This window comes from Streptococcus mitis (assembly GCF_905187535.1).
In the GTDB taxonomy this organism is placed as follows: domain Bacteria; phylum Bacillota; class Bacilli; order Lactobacillales; family Streptococcaceae; genus Streptococcus; species Streptococcus mitis_BS.
Window position 1 is genome coordinate 230,033 of the sequence record NZ_CAJJIE010000060.1, and the last position, 21,884, is coordinate 251,916.

Sequence of the window (21,884 nt, forward strand, 5' to 3'; positions counted from 1 at the left end):
AGGAATCTAATGGTATTACAAAGACATGAAATAAATGAAAAAGATACATGGGAACTATCAACGATCTACCCAACTGACCAGGCTTGGGAAGAAGCCTTAAAAGATTTAACAGAACAACTGGAGAAAGTAAGCCAGTATGAAGGCCATCTCTTGGATAGTGCGGATAGCCTACTAGAAATTACTGAATTTTCTCTTGAAATGGAACGCCAGATGGAGAAGCTTTACGTCTATGCTCATATGAAGAATGACCAGGACACCCGTGAAGCTAAGTACCAAGAGTACTATGCCAAGGCCATGACACTCTACAGCCAGCTAGACCAGGCCTTTTCATTCTATGAGCCTGAATTTATGGAGATTAGTGAAGAGCAGTATGCTGCCTTTTTAGAGGCTCAACCAAAATTGCAGGTTTATCAACACTATTTTGACAAGCTTTTACAAGGCAAGGAACACGTTCTATCACAACGTGAAGAAGAATTATTGGCTGGAGCTGGAGAAATCTTTGGTTCGGCAAGTGAAACCTTCGCTATCTTGGACAATGCGGATATTGTATTCCCTTATGTCCTTGACGATGATGGTAAGGAAGTTCAACTCTCTCATGGGACTTACACACGTTTGATGGAGTCTAAAAATCGTGAGGTGCGTTGTGGTGCCTATCAAGCCCTTTATGCAACTTATGAGCAATTCCAACACACCTATGCTAAAACTTTACAAACCAATGTTAAAGTACAAAACTACCGAGCAAAAGTTCGCAACTACAAGAGTGCTCGTCATGCAGCTCTCGCAGCAAATTTTGTTCCAGAGAGTGTTTATGACAATTTGGTAGCAGCAGTTCGCAAGCATTTGCCACTCTTGCATCGTTACCTTGAGCTTCGTTCAAAGATTTTGGGAATTTCAGACCTCAAGATGTACGATGTCTACACACCGCTTTCATCTGTCGAATATAGTTTTACCTACCCAGAAGCCTTGAAAAAAGCCGAAGAAGCCTTGGCAGTCTTGGGTGAGGATTACTTGAGCCGTGTTAAACGTGCCTTCAGCGAGCGTTGGATTGATGTTTATGAAAATCAAGGCAAGCGTTCAGGAGCCTACTCTGGTGGTTCTTACGATACCAATGCCTTCATGCTTCTCAACTGGCAGGACAATCTAGACAATCTCTTTACCCTTGTTCATGAAACAGGTCACAGTATGCATTCCAGCTATACTCGTGAAACGCAGCCTTATGTTTACGGAGATTATTCTATCTTCTTGGCTGAGATTGCATCAACTACCAATGAAAATATCTTGACGGAGAAATTATTGGAAGAAGTGGAAGACGACGCAACGCGCTTTGCGATTCTCAATAACTTCCTAGACGGTTTCCGTGGAACAGTTTTCCGCCAAACTCAATTTGCTGAGTTTGAACATGCTATCCACCAAGCGGACCAAAATGGTGAAGTCTTGACAAGCGATTTCTTAAATAAACTCTACGCAGACTTGAACCAAGAGTATTATGGTTTGAGTAAGGAAGACAATCCTGAAATCCAATACGAGTGGGCACGTATTCCACACTTCTACTATAACTACTATGTATATCAATATTCAACTGGCTTTGCAGCAGCTTCAGCCTTGGCTGAAAAAATTGTTCATGGTAGTCAAGAAGACCGTGACCGCTATATTGACTACCTCAAGGCAGGTAAATCTGACTATCCACTTAATGTCATGAGAAAAGCTGGTGTTGATATGGAGAAGGAAGATTACCTCAACGATGCCTTTGCAGTCTTTGAACGTCGTTTGAATGAGTTTGAAGCCCTTGTTGAAAAATTGGGATTGGCATAAGATGGTTGAATCATATAGTAAGAATGCCAACCATAACATGCGTCGCCCTGTTGTCAAGGAAGAAATTGTAGACTTGATGCGTCAGCGTCAAAAGCAAGTCAAAGGATATTTGAAAGAATTGGAAGACTTTGCTCGCAAGGAAAATATTCCCATTATTCCCCATGAAACAGTTGCTTATTTCCGTTTTCTCATGGAAACAATACAACCTAAAAACATTCTGGAAATTGGGACGGCTATCGGTTTTTCAGCCCTCTTGATGGCGGAACATGCTCCAAAGGCCAAGATTACAACCATTGACCGCAATCCAGAGATGATTGGATTTGCCAAGGAAAATTTCGCCCAGTTTGACAGTCGCAAGCAAATTACGCTCCTAGAAGGAGATGCGGTAGATGTCTTATCTACCTTGACAGAGTCCTATGATTTCGTCTTTATGGATTCAGCCAAGTCTAAATACATCGTCTTTCTGCCAGAAATCCTCAAACATTTGGACGTTGGAGGTGTGGTCGTCTTGGATGATATTTTCCAAGGTGGTGATGTTGCCAAGGATATTATGGAAGTCCGTCGTGGCCAGCGAACTATTTATCGTGGCCTTCAAAGATTATTTGATGCAACCTTAGACAATCCAGGACTTACTGCAACATTAGTACCTCTGGGGGACGGTATTCTCATGCTTCGTAAAAATGTAGCAGATGTTCAATTGCCTGACAGCGAATGATTTTCAGAAAAATTTAAGAAAATATAGTAAAATAGATAGGGTAACACTTATCTCAAAGGAGTAGACATGAAGAAAAAAATATTGGCAGGTGCCATTACACTATTATCAGTAGCAACTTTAGCAGCTTGTTCCAAAGGTTCAGAAGGTGCAGACCTTATCAGCATGAAGGGGGATGTCATCACAGAACATCAATTTTATGAGCAAGTGAAAAGCAATCCTTCAGCCCAACAAGTCTTGTTGAACATGACCATCCAAAAAGTATTTGAAAAACAATACGGTTCAGAAGTAGATGACAAAGAAGTCAACGATACTATTGCCGAAGAAGAAAAACAATATGGTGAGAACTACCAACGTGTCTTGTCACAAGCAGGTATGACTCTTGAAACACGTAAAGCTCAAATTCGTACAAGTAAATTAGTTGAGTTGGCAGTTAAAAAAGCAGCAGAAGCTGAGTTGACAGATGATGCTTACAAGAAGGCCTTTGACGAGTACACTCCAGATGTAACGGCTCAAATTATCCGTTTGGACAATGAAGACAAGGCCAAAGAAATTCTTGAAAAAGCTAAAGCTAGTGATGCAGACTTTGCTCAATTAGCCAAAGATAACTCAACTGATGAGAAAACTAAGGCGAATGGTGGAGAAATCACCTTTGATTCTGCTTCAACAGAAGTACCAGATCAAGTTAAGAAAGCAGCTTTTGCATTAGATGTAAATGGAGTTTCTGATGTGATTAGTGTTACTGGAACACAAGCATACAGCAGCCAATATTACATTGTGAAACTCATTAAGAAAACAGAAAAATCATCTAATATCGATGACTACAAAGAAAAATTGAAAACTGTTATCTTGACTCAAAAACAAAATGACGCATCATTTGTTCAAAGCATTATCGGAAAAGAATTGCAAGCAGCCAACATCAAGGTTAAAGACCAAGCCTTCCAAAATATCTTTACTCAATACATCGGTGGTGGAGATTCAAGCTCAAGCAGTTCTTCAAAAGAATAAAACAGAAAAGAGCCAAGTGCTCTTTTTCTTGTGAGAAAATCTTCTATCTTGAGGGTAAGAGTTTTTTTCTTTCGGAAAAAATGGTATAATAGCAATCAAAACTAGAAAATAAACGGAATTTGGGAATAATTTCTTTTGTTCTCATTAGATTGGTGATACTATGAAGATTAGTAAGAGGCACCTGTTAAACTATTCTATTCTAGTTCCTTACTTACTTTTATCTATTTTGGGCTTGATTGTGGTTTATTCGACAACCAGTGCCATTCTTATCGAAGAAGGTAAAAGTGCCCTCCAATTGGTTCGAAGTCAGGGAATGTTTTGGATACTTAGTTTAATATTGATTGCCTTGATATATAAGCTGAAATTGAATTTTTTAAGAAAAGAACGACTCTTATTTATTGTTATGTTTGTTGAGCTGATTCTCTTAGCTCTGGCTCGCTTAATTGGTACGCCAGTCAATGGAGCCTATGGTTGGATTTCAGTAGGACCTTTGACCATTCAACCAGCGGAGTATTTAAAGATTATCATCGTCTGGTACTTGGCCCAACGTTTTTCAAAACAACAGGATGAAATTGGTATTTACGATTTTCAAGTTTTAACTCAAAATCAATGGATTCCTCGTGCTTTTAATGATTGGCGCTTTGTCCTACTTGTCATGATAGGAAGTTTGGCTATTTTCCCAGATTTGGGGAATGCTACCATCCTAGTTCTTGTCGCCTTGATTATGTATACAGTTAGTGGAATTGCTCATCGTTGGTTTATAGTCTTTATCGGTGTATTATTTGGAGTTTCAGCCCTATCCTTATCAGCTATCTCTATGATCGGGGTTGATAAGTTTTCAAAAGTTCCAGTATTTGGTTACGTTGCTAAGCGTTTCAGTGCCTACTTTAATCCCTTTGCCGATTTGGCAGGGTCAGGCCACCAACTTGCAAATTCCTACTTTGCCATGGTAAATGGTGGGTGGTTTGGTCTAGGCTTAGGAAATTCAATAGAAAAACGTGGTTATTTACCAGAGGCACATACAGACTTTGTATTTTCAATTGTTATTGAAGAGTTTGGATTTGTGGGAGCCAGCTTGATTTTAGCACTTGTCTTTTTCCTGATTTTACGAATTATCCTAGTCGGTATTCGTGCTAAGAATCCCTTTAATTCTATGATGGCGATTGGGGTTGGGGGGATGATGCTGGTACAGGTATTTGTCAATATCGGTGGAATTTCTGGCATTATTCCTTCGACAGGAGTAACCTTCCCCTTCTTATCACAAGGAGGGAACAGTCTCCTAGTCTTGTCTGTAGCCATCGCCTTTGTCTTAAATATTGATGCAAGTGAAAAACGTGCCCAATTATATGAGGAGTTAGAAGCTCACTCATCAAACTATATGTAGAGCTGAGAGTGGAAAGGATTACCTATGTCTCTTCAAAAATTAGAAAACTATAGTAATAAAGCTGTCGTGCAAGAAGAAGTATTGATTTTAACAGAATTGTTAGAAGATATCACTAAAAATATGCTTGCCCCAGAGACTTTTGAAAAAATCATGCAGTTGAAGGAATTGTCAACTCAAGAAGATTATCAAGGTTTGAACCAATTAGTTACTAGTCTGACAAATGATGAAATGGCTTATATTTCACGCTATTTCTCTATCTTGCCTCTTTTGATTAATATTTCTGAAGACGTGGATTTAGCCTATGAAATCAACCATCAAAATAATATCGATCAAGATTATCTTGGTAAATTATCAGCAACGATCAAAATGGTTGCGGAAAAAGAAAACGCGGTTGAAATTCTAGAACACTTGAATGTTGTCCCTGTTTTGACAGCCCATCCAACACAAGTGCAACGTAAGAGTATGTTGGATTTGACTAACCATATCCATACCCTCTTGCGTAAGTACCGTGATGTGAAATTAGGTTTGATTAATAAGGAAAAATGGCATAATGATCTCCGTCGTTACATTGAGATTATCATGCAGACAGATATGATTCGTGAAAAGAAATTGAAAGTAACCAATGAAATCACGAATGTAATGGAATACTACAATAGCTCATTCTTGAAGGCAGTTCCTCATCTGACTGCTGAGTACAAGCGTCTGGCTAAAAAACACGGTTTGGAGTTGAAACATCCTAAACCAATTACCATGGGTATGTGGATTGGTGGAGACCGTGATGGTAATCCCTTTGTTACAGCAGATACCTTGAAACAATCTGCTATGACTCAGTGTGAAGTCATCATGAACTACTATGATGAAAAGATTTACCAACTTTATCGTGAATTCTCTCTCTCAACCAGTATTGTCAATGTAAGCAAGCAAGTTAGAGAAATGGCTCGTCAATCCAAGGACAACTCTATTTATCGTGAAAAAGAGCTGTATCGTCGTGCCTTGTTTGATATTCAATCAAAAATCCAAGCAACAAAAACCTATCTGATTGAGGATAAGGAAGTTGGTGCTCGCTATGAAACAGCTAATGATTTTTATAAGGACTTAATTACCATTCGTGATTCCCTCTTGGAAAACAAGGGTGAAGCACTGATTTCTGGTGATTTTGTTGAGCTGATTCAGGCAGTTGAAATTTTTGGTTTCTATTTGGCATCTATAGACATGCGTCAAGATTCTAGTGTTCACGAAGCCTGTGTAGCTGAACTCTTGAAATCAGCGGGTATTCATTCTCATTATAGCGAACTCAGTGAAGAAGAAAAATGCCAGCTTCTCTTGAAAGAATTAGAGGAAGATCCACGTATTCTTTCTGCCACTCATGTTGAAAAATCAGAGTTACTTGAAAAAGAATTAGCAATCTTTAAGGCTGCTCGTAAGTTGAAAGATAAGTTGGGAGATGATGTCATTCGTCAGACCATCATTTCACATGCAACCAGCGTATCAGACATGTTGGAATTGGCTATCTTGCTAAAAGAAGTAGGGTTAGTTGATAAAGAAAGAGCCCGTGTCCAAATTGTTCCTCTCTTTGAAACAATTGAGGACTTGGACCACTCAGAAGAAACCATGAGAGAATACCTTTCACTTCCTCTTGCTAAGAAATGGATTGCTTCACGCAATAACTACCAAGAAATCATGCTTGGTTACTCTGATAGTAATAAAGATGGTGGTTATCTATCATCATGTTGGACCCTCTACAAGGCTCAACAACAATTGACTGCTATTGGAGATGAATTTGGCGTTAAGGTTACCTTCTTCCATGGTCGTGGTGGGACTGTTGGTCGTGGTGGTGGACCAACCTATGAAGCCATCACATCTCAACCGCTTAAGTCTATCAAGGATCGTATCCGTTTGACGGAGCAGGGTGAAGTAATTGGGAATAAATACGGTAACAAAGACGCTGCCTACTATAATCTTGAAATGTTGGTTTCAGCAGCCATTAACCGTATGATTACTCAGAAGAAGAGCGATACCAATACCTCAAATCGTTACGAAGCTATTATGGATCAAGTGGTGGACCGTAGTTACGATATCTACCGTGATTTGGTCTTTGGAAATGATCATTTTTATGATTATTTCTTCGAATCAAGTCCAATCAAGGCTATTTCAAGCTTTAATATTGGTTCTCGTCCAGCCGCTCGTAAGACTATTACTGAAATCGGTGGTTTGCGAGCTATCCCTTGGGTCTTCTCATGGTCGCAAAGTCGCGTCATGTTCCCTGGCTGGTATGGGGTTGGTTCAAGCTTCAAGGAATTTATCGATAAAAATCCAGAGAATATTGCTATCTTACGAGATATGTACCAAAATTGGCCTTTCTTCCAATCGCTCCTTTCAAATGTCGACATGGTCTTGTCAAAATCAAATATGAACATTGCTTTTGAATATGCCAAACTGTGTGAGGATGATCAAGTAAAAGCAATCTATGAGACTATTTTAAATGAATGGCAAGTGACCAAGGAAGTTATCTTGGCTATCGAAGGGTATGACGAACTTTTGGCTGAAAATCCATATCTAAAAGCCAGTTTGGATTACCGTATGCCTTACTTTAATATCCTCAACTATATCCAGTTGGAGTTGATTAAACGTCAACGTCGAGGAGAATTATCAAGCGATCAAGAAAAATTAATCCATACAACCATCAACGGAATTGCAACAGGATTGCGTAATTCAGGCTGATACCTATCAAGCTTCCTCTTTTCTATAGGGGAAGTTTTTGAATAGTTCAAAAAAATGCTAAAAGAGTCTTGACAAGTAGTTGAAAAATGATATAATTTAACCATTCAGAAAAGTAATCATTCAAACTTTTTAGAGAGTCTGTGGTAGCTGAAAACAGATAAGTGATGATGATGAAAATTGGGCTGAATGTTATTTAGAATTTGAAATCATAAAAATTCGGTGAGCACACCTTACAGTGCATCTCGTTATTGCGAGACAGAGCGATAGGGGAATTCCCTATAATTGAGGTGGTACCGCGCATCGACGTCCTCACACAAGTTTTTTGTGTGAGGACTTTTTTGATGGAGGTTAGTATGGAAAGAAAACGATGGCGTCGCTTGTTTGTATAAGTGAAGTATTTTAAAGGAATAAAAAGGAGAAATAGAATGAAAAATAAACGTTTAATTGGAATTATCGCTGCATTAGCAGTCTTAGTAGCAGGAAGCTTGATTTACTCTTCAATGAATAAACCAGAAGCTAAGAATGAGAAGAAAGTTGCCAAAGTTGGTGTCCTTCAGTTTGTGAGCCATCCATCTCTTGACTTGATTTATAAAGGGATCCAAGATGGACTTGCAGAAGAAGGATATAAAGATGATCAAGTTAAAATCGATTTTATGAACTCAGAAGGTGACCAAAGTAAGGTTGCGACAATGAGCAAACAGTTGGTTGCAAATGGGAATGACCTTGTGGTTGGTATTGCAACGCCAGCTGCTCAAGGCTTGGCTAGTGCCACAAAAGACCTACCGGTTATCATGGCCGCTATTACAGACCCAATTGGTGCTAACTTGGTCAAAGATTTGAAAAAACCAGGTGGCAACATTACAGGGGTATCTGACCATAATCCAGCTCAACAACAAGTTGAACTTATTAAGGCTCTTACACCAAATGTGAAAACAATCGGAGCTCTTTACTCAAGTAGCGAAGATAATTCCAAAACTCAGGTTGAAGAATTTAAGGCTTATGCTGAAAAAGCAGGTTTGACAGTGGAAACATTTGCAGTTCCTTCAACAAATGAAATTGCTTCAACAGTTAACGTTATGACTAGTAAGGTTGATGCTATCTGGGTTCCAATTGATAACACTATTGCCTCAGCCTTCTCAACTGTTGTATCAAGCAACCAATCAGCTAAAAAACCAATCTACCCAAGCGCAACTGCCATGGTAGAAGCAGGTGGCTTGGCATCCGTTGTAGTTGACCAACACGACCTTGGTGTGGCAACTGGTAAAATGATTGCACAAGTCTTGAAAGGTGCAAAACCAGCCGATACTCCAGTAAATGTGTTTTCAACTGGTAAGTCAGTAATCAACAAAAAAATGGCACAAGAGCTAGGTATTACGATTCCTGAATCTGTTCTAAAAGAAGCAGGGCAAGTGATCGAATAATCTGTAATGGAGGAGTTGGGGACATCTCCTCTAATTTTTTACAATAGACATCATATAGAAAAAGGTTAAGAAACAGATGATATTATCTATTATTTCTCAAGGATTTGTCTGGGCTATTCTAGGTCTGGGAATCTTTATGACATTTAGGATTTTGAACTTTCCAGATATGACGACAGAAGGTTCCTTCCCTCTTGGGGGGGCTGTTGCTGTCACTCTGATAACGAAAGGTGTGAATCCCTTTTTAGCGACACTTGTTGCTGTTGGAGCTGGTTGTTTGGCTGGAATGGCAGCAGGACTTCTTTATACAAAAGGGAAGATTCCAACTTTGCTCTCAGGGATTTTGGTGATGACTTCTTGTCACTCTATCATGCTCTTAATTATGGGACGTGCGAATTTAGGCCTGCTTGGAACCAAACAAATCCAGGATGCCTTGCCTTTTGAATCGGATTTAAATCAACTTTTTACAGGTCTTATCTTTGTCAGTCTTGTCATTGCTCTCATGCTCTTTTTCTTGGACACTAAACTCGGACAGGCCTATATTGCTACAGGTGACAATCCTGATATGGCTAGAAGTTTCGGGATTCATACTGGTCGCATGGAGCTTATGGGCTTGGTCTTATCAAATGGTGTGATTGCCCTTGCAGGTGCTCTTATTGCCCAGCAAGAAGGTTATGCCGATGTATCTCGAGGAATTGGGGTTATCGTTGTAGGTCTTGCAAGTTTGATTATTGGGGAAGTTATTTTCAAGAGTTTGAGCTTAGCAGAGCGTTTGGTTACAATCGTTGTAGGTTCTATCGCCTATCAATTCTTAGTGTGGGCAGTTATTGCGCTTGGCTTTAATACAAGTTACCTTCGTTTGTACAGCGCTGTGATTTTAGCAGTCTGCCTCATGATTCCAACATTTAAGCAAACAATCTTGAAAGGAGCCAAATTAAGCAAATGACAGCAATTGTAGAATTAAAAAATGCAACCAAAGTCGTTAAAAATGGCTTTGATGAAGAAAAGATTATTTTAAATGATGTTTCCTTAGAAATTTTTGAACAGGATTTCATCACGATTTTAGGTGGAAATGGTGCTGGTAAATCGACCCTCTTTAACACTATTGCAGGAACCTTATCCTTAACCAGTGGAACCATCCGTATTTTGGGTGAAGATGTTACCAAGTTTTCACCAGAGAAGCGGGCTAAGTATCTGTCTCGAGTCTTCCAAGATCCCAAGATGGGGACAGCTCCTCGTATGACGGTGGCTGAAAATCTTTTGATTGCCAAGTTTCGTGGTGAAAAGCGTGGACTGTTTCCGAGACGTCTGGCTAGCTATAAGGATGAGTTTCAGGCAACTATTGAAAAAGTGGGAAACGGTCTTGAGAAACACTTAAATACACCGATTGAGTTCTTATCAGGTGGACAAAGACAGGCTTTGAGTCTCTTGATGGCAACCTTGAAGCGTCCTGAATTACTCTTGTTAGACGAGCATACTGCAGCCCTTGATCCAAAGACCAGTGTGGCCTTGATGGAATTGACGGATGAATTTGTCAAGAAAGACCAGCTGACAGCGCTTATGATTACCCACCATATGGAAGATGCTCTCAAATATGGCAATCGTTTAATTGTCATGAAAGAAGGACGAATTATCCAAGATTTGAAACAAGAAGAAAAAGCAAAAATGAAAATCTCTGATTATTATCAACTCTTTGAATAAAGTAGGGAAAATGAGTGAAATGGTTTACTTTTTTTCTGAAATAAAGTATACTATATAAAGTAAACTATGATAACATGGAGGTATTGTGTATGGTTGACAAACAAGTCATTGAAGAAATCAAAAACAATGCCAACATTGTGGAAGTCATAGGAGATGTGATTTCTTTACAAAAGGCAGGACGGAACTATCTAGGGCTCTGTCCTTTTCATGGTGAAAAAACACCTTCTTTCAACGTTGTTGAGGATAAGCAGTTTTACCACTGTTTTGGTTGTGGCCGCTCAGGTGATGTCTTTAAGTTCATCGAGGAGTACCAAGGGGTTCCCTTTATGGAGGCTGTCCAAATCTTAGGTCAGCGTGTCGGGATAGAGGTAGAAAAACCGCTTTATAGTGAACAGAAATCAGCTTCACCCCACCAAGCTCTTTATGATATGCACGAAGATGCTGCCAAATTTTATCATGCTATTCTCATGACAACTACCATGGGGGAAGAGGCCAGAAACTACATTTATCAGCGTGGTTTGACAGATGAAGTGCTCAAGCATTTTCGGATTGGTTTAGCACCTCCAGAACGAAACTATCTCTATCAACGTTTGTCTGGTCAGTATCGTGATGAGGATTTTCTAGATTCAGGGCTATTTTACCTATCAGATGCCAATCAATTTGTAGACACTTTTCACAATCGGATCATGTTTCCCCTGACAAATGACCAGGGAAAGGTTATTGCCTTCTCAGGTCGTATCTGGCAGAAAACGGATTCACAAACTTCTAAGTATAAAAATAGCCGATCGACTGCAATTTTTAACAAAAGTTACGAATTATATCATATGGATAGGGCTAAAAAATCTTCTGGAAAAACCAGTGAGATTTATCTGATGGAAGGATTCATGGATGTCATTGCAGCCTATCGTGCTGGAATCGAAAATGCTGTGGCATCCATGGGAACGTCCTTAAGTCGTGAGCATGTTGAGCATCTGAAAAGGTTAACCAAGAAGTTGGTTCTTGTTTACGATGGCGATAAGGCTGGGCAAGCTGCGACATTGAAAGCACTGGACGAAATTGGTGATATGCCTGTGCAGATTGTCAGCATGCCTGATAACTTGGATCCAGATGAGTATCTACAAAAAAATGGTCCAGAAGACTTGGCCTATCTATTAACGAAAACTCGTATTAGTCCGATTGAGTTTTACATTCACCAGTACAAACCTGAAAATAGTGAAAATTTGCAGGCTCAGATTGAGTTTATTGAAAAAATAGCTCCCTTGATTGTTCAAGAAAAATCTATTACTGCTCAAAACAGCTATATACATATTTTAGCTGACAGTCTGGCGTCCTTTGATTATGCCCAGATTGAGCAGATTGTTAATGAGAGTCGTCAGGCACAAAGGCAGAATCGCATGGAAGGTATTTCCAGACCGACGTCAATCACTATGCCTGTCACCAAGCAGTTATCAGCTATTATGAGAGCAGAAGCTCATCTACTTTATCGAATGATGGAATCTCCTCTTGTTTTGAACGATTACCGTTTAAGGGAAGACTTTGCATTTGACACACCTGAATTTCAGGTCTTATATGACTTGCTTGGCCAGTATGGAAATCTTCCTCCGGAAGTTTTAGCAGAACAGACAGATGAAGTTGAAAGAGCTTGGTACCAAGTCTTAGCTCAGGATTTGCCTGCTGAGATGTCACCTCAGGAACTTAGTGAAGTAGAAATGACTCGAAACAAGGCTCTCTTGAATCAGGACAATATGAGAATCAAAAAGAAGGTGCAGGAAGCGAGCCATGTAGGAGATACCGACACAGCCCTAGAAGAATTGGAACGTTTAATTTCCCAAAAGAGAAGAATGGAGTAATAATGGCAACAAAACAAAAAGAAGTAACAACATTTGACGTACAAGTAGCAGAATTTATCCGTAATCATAAACAAAAAGGGACCGCAACTGATGATGAAATTAATGCAAGTCTGGTGATTCCTTTTACCTTGGACGCTGATGGGATTGAAGATCTCTTGCAACGGATTCAGGATGCAGGAATTTCTATCACAGATAACGAAGGAAATCCAAGTGCGCGTGTTCTTAGTGCTGAAGAAGAGCCAGAACTCAGCGATGAGGACTTGATTGGGTCAACTTCGGCTAAGGTCAACGACCCTGTTCGTATGTACTTGAAAGAAATTGGTGTCGTGCCTCTCTTGACCAATGAAGAGGAAAAAGAATTGGCACTGGCTGTTGAAGCTGGTGATATCGAAGCCAAACAACGTCTGGCAGAAGCTAACCTTCGTTTAGTTGTTTCTATTGCCAAGCGCTATGTCGGCCGTGGTATGCAGTTCCTTGATTTGATTCAAGAAGGAAATATGGGCTTGATGAAGGCGGTTGACAAGTTTGATTATTCTAAAGGGTTCAAGTTCTCAACTTACGCAACTTGGTGGATTCGTCAGGCTATCACTCGTGCTATTGCGGATCAAGCTCGTACCATTCGTATCCCAGTTCATATGGTTGAGACCATCAATAAATTGGTTCGTGAACAGCGTAATCTCCTTCAAGAATTGGGACAAGATCCAACGCCAGAGCAAATCGCTGAACGTATGGATATGACCCCTGACAAGGTTCGTGAAATCTTGAAGATTGCCCAAGAACCGGTATCCCTTGAAACACCAATCGGTGAAGAAGATGATAGCCATCTTGGGGACTTTATTGAAGATGAAGTGATTGAAAATCCAGTGGACTATACAACTCGTATCGTCTTGCGTGAGCAGTTGGATGAGGTCTTGGATACTCTTACAGACCGTGAAGAAAATGTTTTGCGTCTGCGTTTTGGGCTAGATGATGGGAAAATGCGTACCCTTGAAGATGTGGGTAAAGTCTTTAACGTGACTCGCGAGCGTATCCGTCAGATTGAAGCCAAGGCATTGAGAAAACTACGCCAACCAAGTCGCAGCAAACCGCTTCGTGATTTTATTGAAGACTAAGAGTGAGGATAAATATGGCTTATACAGAAGAGCAAATTGAAAATATCAAAACACGGATTTTAACAGCCTTGGAAGAAGTTATCGACCCTGAGTTGGGAATCGATATTGTTAATCTTGGCTTGATTTATGAGATTCGTTTTGACGGTGACACAGGACAAACAGAGATTGATATGACTTTGACAACCATGGGGTGTCCCCTAGCCGACCTTTTGACAGATCAGATTTATGATGCCATGACAGAGGTGCCAGAAGTAACGGATACTGAGGTTAAATTAGTCTGGTATCCAGCCTGGACTGTTGAAAAAATGAGTCGCTATGCACGCATTGCCCTAGGCATTAAGTAAACATATAAAAGCATGTGAGAGATTATTGGAAAGGCGAGGAAATTTCCCCCTCTTTTCCTCTAGTCTCTCCTTTCTTTTGCTGATTTTATTCAAAGAAAATGATATAATAGTAGTTATGGAAAAAAAGAAATTACGCATCAATATGTTGAGTTCAAGTGAGAAAGTAGCAGGACAAGGAGTTTCAGGTGCTTACCGTGAATTAGTTCGTCTTCTTCACCGTGATGCCAAGGATCAATTGATTGTTACAGAAAATCTTCCAATCGAGGCAGATGTGACTCACTTTCATACGATTGATTTCCCCTATTATTTATCAACATTCCAAAAGAAACGCTCAGGGAGAAAAATTGGCTATGTGCATTTCTTGCCTGATACACTTGAGGGGAGTTTGAAAATTCCATTTTTTTTAAAGGGAATTGTTAAACGCTATGTATTTTCTTTTTACAACCGGATGGAGCACCTAGTTGTGGTTAATCCTATGTTTATCGAGGATTTGGTGGCAGCAGGTATTCCACGTGAAAAAGTGACCTATATTCCTAACTTTGTCAATAAGGAAAAATGGCATCCCCTTCCACAAGAAGAGGTGGTGAGTCTGCGAACAGAGCTAGGTCTTAGTGAGAATCAGTTTATCGTAGTAGGTGCTGGTCAAGTTCAGAAACGCAAAGGGATTGATGACTTTATCCGTCTGGCTGAGGAATTGCCTCAGATTACCTTTATCTGGGCTGGTGGATTCTCTTTCGGTGGCATGACAGATGGTTATGAGCGCTACAAGAAAATAATGGAAAATCCTCCTAAAAATTTGATTTTTCCAGGTATCGTGTCACCAGAGCGGATGCGCGAATTGTATGCCCTAGCTGACCTTTTCTTGTTGCCTAGTTACAATGAGCTCTTTCCGATGACTATCTTAGAAGCTGCCAGTTGTGAAGCTCCTATTATGCTACGTGATTTGGATCTTTATAAGGTGATTTTAGAGGGAAATTATCGGGCAACAGCAGATAGAGAAGAGATGAAAGAGGCTATTTTAGAATATCAAGCAAATCCTGCTGCCTTAAAAGACCTCAAAGAAAAAGCTAAGAATATTTCCAGAGAGTATTCAGAAGAGCATCTGTTACAAATCTGGTTGGACTTTTATGAGAAACAAGCCGCTTTAGGGAGAAAGTAAAAAGTGAGGTAATCTATGCGAATTGGTTTATTTACAGATACCTATTTTCCTCAGGTTTCAGGTGTTGCGACTAGTATTCGAACCTTGAAAACAGAACTTGAAAAGCAAGGACATGCAGTTTTTATCTTTACGACGACTGATAAGGATGTCAATCGTTATGAAGATTGGCAAATTATCCGTATTCCAAGTGTTCCTTTCTTCGCTTTCAAGGATCGCCGCTTTGCCTACCGAGGTTTTAGCAAGGCTCTTGAAATTGCCAAACAGTATCAGCTAGATATTATCCATACTCAGACAGAATTTTCTCTTGGCCTGTTGGGAATTTGGATTGCGCGTGAATTGAAGATTCCAGTCATCCATACCTATCACACCCAGTATGAAGACTATGTGCATTATATTGCTAAGGGGATGTTGATTCGTCCTAGTATGGTCAAGTATCTGGTTAGAGGTTTTTTGCATGATGTGGATGGGGTGATTTGCCCGAGTGAGATTGTCCGAGACTTGCTATCTGACTATAAAGTCAAGGTTGAGAAAAGGGTCATTCCAACTGGGATTGAATTAGCTAAGTTTGAGCGTCCGGAAATCAAGCAGGAAAATTTGACAGAACTGCGTACTAAACTAGGAATTCAAGATGATGAAAAGATGTTGCTTAGTCTTTCCAGAATTTCCTATGAAAAAAATATTCAAGCAGTACTAGCAGCCTTTGCAGAAGTTCTGAAAGAAGAAGACAAGGTCAAACTGGTGGTAGCTGGGGATGGTCCTTATCTGGATGACCTCAAAGAGCAAGCCAAGAAACTAGAGATTCAAGACTACGTCATCTTTACAGGCATGATTGCTCCTAGTGAGACGGCTCTTTACTATAAGGCGGCGGATTTCTTCATCTCGGCATCGACAAGTGAAACCCAAGGCTTGACCTACTTGGAAAGCTTAGCCAGTGGAACGCCTGTCATTGCTCATGGAAATCCTTATCTGGATAATCTTATCAGTGATAAAATGTTTGGAACCTTGTACTATGGGGAACATGATTTGGCTGGAGCTATTTTGGAAGCCCTGATTGCAACTCCAGATATGGATGAGCATACCTTATCAGAGAAATTGTACGAGATTTCAGCTGAGAACTTTGGAAAACGAGTGCATGAGTTTTATCTGGATGCCATTATTTCAAATAACTTCCAGAAAGATTTAGCAAAAGATGATACGGTCAGTCAGCGTATCTTTAAGACAGTTTTGTATCTACCGCAACAGGTGGTTGCTGTGCCTGTAAAAGGCTCTAGACGAATGCTGAGGGCTTCAAAAACACAGTTAATCAGCATCAGAGATTATTGGAAAGACCATGAAGAATAGAAAGAGGAATAGCTATGAAAAAACAATTGATGAGAAGTGGTAGTGATCAAAAAATTGCTGGAGTATGTGCTGGGGTCGCAAATTATTTTGATATTGATCCGACTATTGTTCGTGTAATATGGGGTGTTCTTGCATTTTGTTATGGGGCAGGAATTGTAGCTTATATCATTTTATGGATTATTGCGCCGGTAGCAAGTGACTATTGAAAACTAGCTGAATTCATGCTAAGATAATAGAAAATAGAATGTAACGAAGGAGATAAAAATGGCATTTGGAGATAATGGAAAACGTAAAAAAACTATGTTTGAGAAATTAACCTTGCTTATCGTACTTATCATGTTAGTAGCAAGTATTTTGGGTATTTTTGCAACTGCAATTGGTGCCCTCAGTAATCTATAAAATAGATTCAAGAAAATTTTGTGACTGGGATTTCCCAGCCCTTTTTTAAAGTGAGAAGAAAAAAATGAGTATGTTTTTAGATACAGCCAAGATCAAGGTCAAGGCTGGTAATGGTGGCGATGGCATGGTTGCCTTTCGTCGTGAAAAATATGTCCCTAATGGTGGTCCTTGGGGTGGTGATGGTGGTCGCGGAGGCAATGTGGTCTTTGTTGTAGACGAAGGACTACGTACCTTGATGGATTTCCGCTACAATCGTCATTTCAAGGCGGATTCTGGTGAAAAAGGAATGACCAAAGGGATGCATGGTCGTGGTGCCGAGGACCTTAGAGTTCGAGTGCCACAAGGTACAACTGTTCGTGATGCAGAGACTGGCAAGGTCTTGACAGATTTGATTGAACACGGGCAAGAATTTATCGTAGCCCACGGTGGTCGTGGTGGACGTGGAAATATTCGCTTTGCGACACCAAAAAATCCTGCACCGGAAATCTCTGAAAATGGAGAACCAGGTCAGGAACGTGAGTTACAGTTAGAACTAAAAATCCTTGCGGATGTTGGTTTAGTAGGTTTCCCATCTGTAGGGAAATCAACACTTTTAAGTGTTATTACCTCTGCTAAACCAAAAATCGGTGCCTACCACTTTACCACAATTGTGCCAAATTTAGGAATGGTTCGTACCCAATCAGGTGAATCTTTTGCAGTAGCTGATTTACCAGGTTTGATTGAAGGTGCTAGTCAAGGTGTTGGTTTGGGAACCCAGTTCCTCCGTCACATCGAGCGTACACGTGTCATCCTTCATATTATTGATATGTCAGCTAGCGAAGGCCGTGATCCTTATGAGGATTATCTTGCCATTAACAAGGAGTTGGAGTCATACAATCTTCGTCTCATGGAGCGTCCACAGATTATCGTAGCCAACAAAATGGACATGCCTGAGAGTCAAGAAAATCTTAAAGAATTTAAGAAAAAATTGGCTGAAAACTACGATGAATTTGAAGAGTTACCAGCTATCTTCCCAATTTCTGGTTTGACTAAGCAAGGTCTGGCAACGCTTTTGGATGCGACAGCTGAATTGTTAGATAAGACACCAGAATTCTTGCTTTACGACGAGTCAGATATGGAAGAAGAGGCTTACTATGGATTTGACGAGGAAGAAAAAGCCTTTGAAATTAGCCGTGATGACGATGCGACATGGGTACTTTCTGGTGAAAAACTCATGAAACTCTTTAATATGACCAACTTTGATCGTGACGAGTCTGTCATGAAATTTGCCCGCCAGCTTCGTGGGATGGGGGTTGATGAAGCCCTTCGTGCGCGTGGTGCTAAAGATGGGGACTTGGTCCGCATTGGTAAATTTGAGTTTGAATTTGTAGACTAGGAGACTGGTATGGGAGATAAACCGATATCTTTCCGAGATGCTGATGGCAATTTTGTTTCCGCCGCAGATGTTTGGAATGAAAAGAAATTGGAAGAACTGTTTAATCGTCTCAATCCAAATCGTGCCCTGAGATTGGCACGAACTAAAAAAGACAATCCATCTCAGTAAAATAGATAAAAAGATTCCGTGCCAGATTAGACACGGAATTTTTTTATTCTTCAAAGAAAAATGGTGGAGCGAATTTTTTCAGTTCTTCAAAGCATTTTTGAGCAGCTTCTGCATCTTCACAGATGACAAGACAGACATCATCGCCACAGAGGGTAGCGATAGCGTCAGGAAAGCTCAAAGCATCAATGATAGAACCAAAGGATTGAGCAAGCCCAGGAAGGGTTTTTAGTAGGACTTGGTGTTGAACTGGACGCATCAAGACAAGAGCATCTTCCATATAAATTTCGAGACGTTTTTCCCATTTTGAGGTTGAACCTGCATTGAGCACGTAGTAAGAGTTGTCTTCTTCTCGTACTTTTGAAAGGTTCATACTTTTAATATCTCTTGAAAGTGTAGCTTGTGTAACTTGAATATCATTATCGGCAAGAAGAGCTTGTAGCTCAGCTTGAGTATGAATCTTGTTTTTTGTTACAAGAGCTCGTATGAGTTGGTGTCGGTGTTCAGATTTATTCATAAAATGTTACTCCTTGTACTAGATACAGAAAGCGTGGACTGAACGAGATTGTCAGTCGGGTGGTAAGCGGTATTGTCACGTATGATGATTTCAAAGTCAGTAGTATAGGACTAAACGGAGAGAATCTCCCTCTTTTAACTTGTCACTAGTTGGGTGGAGATGAATTGGCTCTCTATCCGTTTATTTACATTAGTGTCTTCTACTAACAGTAAATCATTCAATTAGGTTAGCCTTTTGTCACGACTTGTTGTGAATTTATGCCAAATGGAAATTCACAGAGCTTTTCCAACATGTGGTATGGTAGCGAGTATTATAAATGCTTTCACACGTTGGTTAGTTTTTTAGTATCTTTTGTCCAAGATCCAGTTTTAGGCATGTCATAGGTTTAAACTAGGATTGAAGTTGATACCAAGTTTATGTTTGTTTCAACTGTTTAAGTGGAAATAGTTTCATCTTGAAAGTCTGATATTATACCTTTTGACAAGGTAGGATAAGAGTAGACTGTTCTAGATCAACAGTCAGCTGGTATGCGGTATTGTCACGAATTGTGATTTCAAAGTCAGTAGTATAGAGGACTAAACGAAGAGTATCTCCCTCTTTTAACTTGTAAATAGTCGGTTGCAGTTCAAACTGGATCTCCATCCATTCATCTGCAGTAATATCCTCTACTAACAGTAAATCATTTCTATTTTGCAAATTGAGGTAGCCTTTTGTCACGACGCGTTGTGCATTTTCACGAAAAGGCAATTCGTTAAGATTTTCCAACATGTGATAGCGACCGTTGTCAATGGTTCTAGCACTTAAAACAGCTGGATAAGGTTGCAGGTATTTCTTTTGTCCATGTTCCAGTAGTTGGGCAGATAAGAGCCCCTTATTTATACTGGATTTGATACGAAGATTGAGTTGGGCACGACCGTTCAAGTGAAGATCTTTGGTTACAGGAAGGTCAATAGTGATTTGATTGGTTTTCCCTTGATAGAGTTCCGTATTGAAGGTCTGGTATGTCTTACCATAACGCTCAAAATCCTTATCTGAGTACTGGTTTTGAATAACTTGCTCTTCTTGACCAAGTGCGAATGTTTCAAAGTTTTCTTGCTCACCGAAGGTACCAAGTGATAACCAAGTCTGAGGAGCGGTATTGTCCTGCCAGATAACAGTAGGAAGCTGATAATCTGTATCTTGTCCCAGTAATTTTTTAGTCAATAAGGCATTCATGGACTCACGGAAGTCAATGGACTGCCAGTTGTTCATATAAACATGGGCACCATTATGGAAAAAGAGATGCTTATTAATATAATCAGGAAGCGCATGGAACATCTGGTAAACATGAAGTGGTTTGACATTCCAATCCTGAGACCCGTGGGTAAAGACAACCTCTGCTTTTACATTATGGGCATTGAGCAGATAATTGCGGTCCTGCCAAAACTGATTGTAGTCACCAGACTTGCGATCCAGTTGTTCTTTTACTTTTTCTAAGTCAGCTTTGTGAGCTTCATTGCCACGGATATAGTCGCCAGCCAAGAGATTACGAGAATAGGTTAACTCAGCAAGGGAGTCAAAGTCCTCACCTGGATAACCGCCTGGGCTAGTCACCAGACCGTTTTCACGGTAGTAGTTGTACCATGAAGAAATGCCAGCCTCAGCAATGATAACCTCTAAACCATCGACGCCTGTAGTCGCAAGCCCATTTGACATGGTTCCAAGATAGGAAAGTCCAGTTGTGGCTACTTTTCCATTTGACCAGTCAGCTTTGACTTGACGCTGACGCGTGTGGTCGGTAAAGGCACGACAACGACCATTAAGCCAATCAATGACATTTTTATAAGCCTCGATTTGCTGGTAGTCTCCATTAGTCATGAAACCTGTGGAGTCTTTGGTACCAACACCTGAGACATAGAGATTAGCAAAACCTCGTGGAAGGAAGTAGTCGTTGAGAGTATAGCTAGCGTTGATGTGAGTTAGCTTTTCCTCAGCTTCTGACACAAGCTCAGCTTGACCTTGAGGTTGGACGAGATTTAGTTGAGGTTCCTCTAACTCAATCTTGTGAGCAGGTTTTACCTCGAGTTCGCCCTCCATCTTGTAAAGTGCTTTGTCACTAGCTTTATCATTGGTTCCCTGATGATAGGGACTGGCAGTCATGATAGCAGGGATTTGTCCATCAAAACGTGGACGAATAATGCTGACCTTGACTAAGTCTGGTAGACCTTTTTTGTCAGTATCGACACGAGACTCAATGTAAACGACTTCGCGAATGGCATCATGGCTAGAAAAGGTAGCCAAACTCTTGCCGTTAAAGTAGTGATAGTCATTATCCTCAGGAATAAGACCATCACTGACAAGTTGGTCGATAAGAGTGTTCCCCTTTTTGGTGCGAGTATTGAGTAACTGATAGAGATTTTCAATCAAGTCACCATATACAATAGGAAATCCAGTCTCTTTACGAAAAACATCACTGTCTTCAAAGTCAACCAAATAAGAAAAACCTAAAAGTTGAAAGGCTACAGTATAGAAAATATCTGCAGTCAACTCTTTATCCGATCGAAAAAATGTCAGTAAGTCAGTTTCTTTATCAACTGCTAAACTGGATAGAGGATAGGTGCTATCTTTAAAATTAAAAAAGAAACGAATGAGAAACGCTTCAAGCATTTTTTTATTTGTAATGTTGACTGGTAAATCAAATCCATACTTTTTTAATTCAAAGATAATCGTATCTCTAGGTAGCGCTAAATAGCTGAATTGATTAAAACGCATAAAACCTCCAGTGAAATTATACTTTAATTTATTATATCAAAAAAATAAAAAAATACCAAGATAAAGTCAAAAACAAAATAGTATATAAATATAAACAATAGCAAAAAACCGATTA

Annotated in this window: 19 protein-coding genes, 1 pseudogene and 1 other annotated feature; of the genes and pseudogenes, 17 read left to right on the top strand and 3 right to left on the bottom strand. The window is 40.0% G+C overall.

Going from position 1 to position 21,884, the window contains the following annotated elements; translation table 11 throughout:
• Positions 1–9: 9 nt before the first annotated feature.
• The 17 genes from pepF to JQ841_RS08410 all read left to right on the top strand — a co-directional run bounded on the left by pepF (position 10) and on the right by JQ841_RS08410 (position 18,504).
• On the top strand, positions 10–1,812 hold the full coding sequence (pepF, locus tag JQ841_RS08330; RefSeq protein WP_203180639.1) for an oligoendopeptidase F: 1,803 nt from the start codon (positions 10–12) through the stop codon (positions 1,810–1,812).
• A 1-nt stretch (position 1,813) separates the two neighbouring features.
• Positions 1,814–2,527: an O-methyltransferase gene (locus JQ841_RS08335; protein ID WP_203180640.1), complete on the top strand. Its 714-nt coding sequence runs from the start codon at positions 1,814–1,816 to the stop codon at positions 2,525–2,527.
• Between the two features lie 66 nt (positions 2,528–2,593).
• Positions 2,594–3,532, top strand: coding sequence for a peptidylprolyl isomerase PrsA (gene prsA / locus JQ841_RS08340; protein WP_203180641.1), 939 nt, complete (start codon positions 2,594–2,596; stop codon positions 3,530–3,532).
• A gap of 160 nt (positions 3,533–3,692) precedes the next feature.
• On the top strand, positions 3,693–4,916 hold the full coding sequence (gene ftsW / locus JQ841_RS08345; protein WP_203180642.1) for a cell division peptidoglycan polymerase FtsW: 1,224 nt from the start codon (positions 3,693–3,695) through the stop codon (positions 4,914–4,916).
• A 24-nt stretch (positions 4,917–4,940) separates the two neighbouring features.
• A complete protein-coding gene (gene ppc, locus JQ841_RS08350; RefSeq protein ID WP_203180643.1) occupies positions 4,941–7,637 on the top strand; it encodes a phosphoenolpyruvate carboxylase in 2,697 nt (898 codons plus the stop codon).
• 96 nt (positions 7,638–7,733) lie between these two features.
• Positions 7,734–7,951: a binding site (T-box leader), on the top strand.
• A 111-nt stretch (positions 7,952–8,062) separates the two neighbouring features.
• Positions 8,063–9,058: a tryptophan ABC transporter substrate-binding protein gene (trpX, locus tag JQ841_RS08355; RefSeq protein ID WP_084951380.1), complete on the top strand. Its 996-nt coding sequence runs from the start codon at positions 8,063–8,065 to the stop codon at positions 9,056–9,058.
• 76 nt (positions 9,059–9,134) lie between these two features.
• Positions 9,135–10,001 carry an ABC transporter permease gene (locus tag JQ841_RS08360; protein WP_203180644.1) on the top strand — a complete coding sequence of 289 codons (867 nt, stop codon included), beginning with the start codon at positions 9,135–9,137 and terminating at the stop codon, positions 9,999–10,001.
• Positions 9,998–10,756 carry an ABC transporter ATP-binding protein gene (locus JQ841_RS08365; protein ID WP_004254621.1) on the top strand — a complete coding sequence of 253 codons (759 nt, stop codon included), beginning with the start codon at positions 9,998–10,000 and terminating at the stop codon, positions 10,754–10,756. Before JQ841_RS08360 ends, JQ841_RS08365 begins: the two co-directional genes overlap by 4 nt.
• Before the next feature lie 89 nt (positions 10,757–10,845).
• Positions 10,846–12,606, top strand: coding sequence for a DNA primase (dnaG, locus tag JQ841_RS08370; protein WP_020902900.1), 1,761 nt, complete (start codon positions 10,846–10,848; stop codon positions 12,604–12,606).
• Positions 12,607–12,608: 2 nt separating this feature from the next.
• Positions 12,609–13,718 carry an RNA polymerase sigma factor RpoD gene (rpoD, locus tag JQ841_RS08375; RefSeq protein ID WP_004259586.1) on the top strand — a complete coding sequence of 370 codons (1,110 nt, stop codon included), beginning with the start codon at positions 12,609–12,611 and terminating at the stop codon, positions 13,716–13,718.
• Positions 13,719–13,732: 14 nt separating this feature from the next.
• Positions 13,733–14,062, top strand: a complete 330-nt coding sequence (locus JQ841_RS08380) for a metal-sulfur cluster assembly factor (protein WP_000331929.1) — start codon at positions 13,733–13,735, stop codon at positions 14,060–14,062.
• A 115-nt stretch (positions 14,063–14,177) separates the two neighbouring features.
• Positions 14,178–15,221: an alpha-galactosylglucosyldiacylglycerol synthase gene (gene cpoA / locus JQ841_RS08385; protein WP_238395609.1), complete on the top strand. Its 1,044-nt coding sequence runs from the start codon at positions 14,178–14,180 to the stop codon at positions 15,219–15,221.
• A 15-nt stretch (positions 15,222–15,236) separates the two neighbouring features.
• The gene (locus JQ841_RS08390; protein WP_001219441.1) at positions 15,237–16,562 is read left to right on the top strand and encodes a glycosyltransferase family 4 protein; all 1,326 of its coding nucleotides are present in this window, start codon (positions 15,237–15,239) and stop codon (positions 16,560–16,562) included.
• Positions 16,563–16,576: 14 nt separating this feature from the next.
• Positions 16,577–16,768: a PspC domain-containing protein gene (locus JQ841_RS08395; RefSeq protein WP_000744434.1), complete on the top strand. Its 192-nt coding sequence runs from the start codon at positions 16,577–16,579 to the stop codon at positions 16,766–16,768.
• A gap of 58 nt (positions 16,769–16,826) precedes the next feature.
• On the top strand, positions 16,827–16,961 hold the full coding sequence (locus tag JQ841_RS08400) for a DUF4044 domain-containing protein (RefSeq protein ID WP_000863852.1): 135 nt from the start codon (positions 16,827–16,829) through the stop codon (positions 16,959–16,961).
• 64 nt (positions 16,962–17,025) lie between these two features.
• Positions 17,026–18,336, top strand: coding sequence for a GTPase ObgE (gene obgE / locus JQ841_RS08405; protein ID WP_004248745.1), 1,311 nt, complete (start codon positions 17,026–17,028; stop codon positions 18,334–18,336).
• 9 nt (positions 18,337–18,345) lie between these two features.
• Entirely contained in the window at positions 18,346–18,504 is a 159-nt protein-coding gene (locus JQ841_RS08410) for a hypothetical protein (protein WP_007284777.1), read from the top strand.
• 43 nt (positions 18,505–18,547) lie between these two features.
• On the opposite strand, the gene JQ841_RS08415 is transcribed toward JQ841_RS08410, so the two are convergent.
• The 3 genes and pseudogenes from JQ841_RS08415 to JQ841_RS08420 all read right to left on the bottom strand — a co-directional run bounded on the left by JQ841_RS08415 (position 18,548) and on the right by JQ841_RS08420 (position 21,769).
• Positions 18,548–19,018, bottom strand: coding sequence for an arginine repressor (locus JQ841_RS08415; RefSeq protein WP_020901801.1), 471 nt, complete (start codon positions 19,016–19,018; stop codon positions 18,548–18,550).
• A pseudogene (locus JQ841_RS10010) lies at positions 19,015–19,316 on the bottom strand (Xaa-Pro dipeptidyl-peptidase); the annotation flags it as partial. The gene JQ841_RS08415 and the pseudogene JQ841_RS10010, both read right to left, overlap by 4 nt.
• A gap of 170 nt (positions 19,317–19,486) precedes the next feature.
• The gene (locus JQ841_RS08420) at positions 19,487–21,769 is read right to left on the bottom strand and encodes a Xaa-Pro dipeptidyl-peptidase (protein ID WP_203180646.1); all 2,283 of its coding nucleotides are present in this window, start codon (positions 21,767–21,769) and stop codon (positions 19,487–19,489) included.
• Positions 21,770–21,884 lie beyond the last annotated feature (115 nt).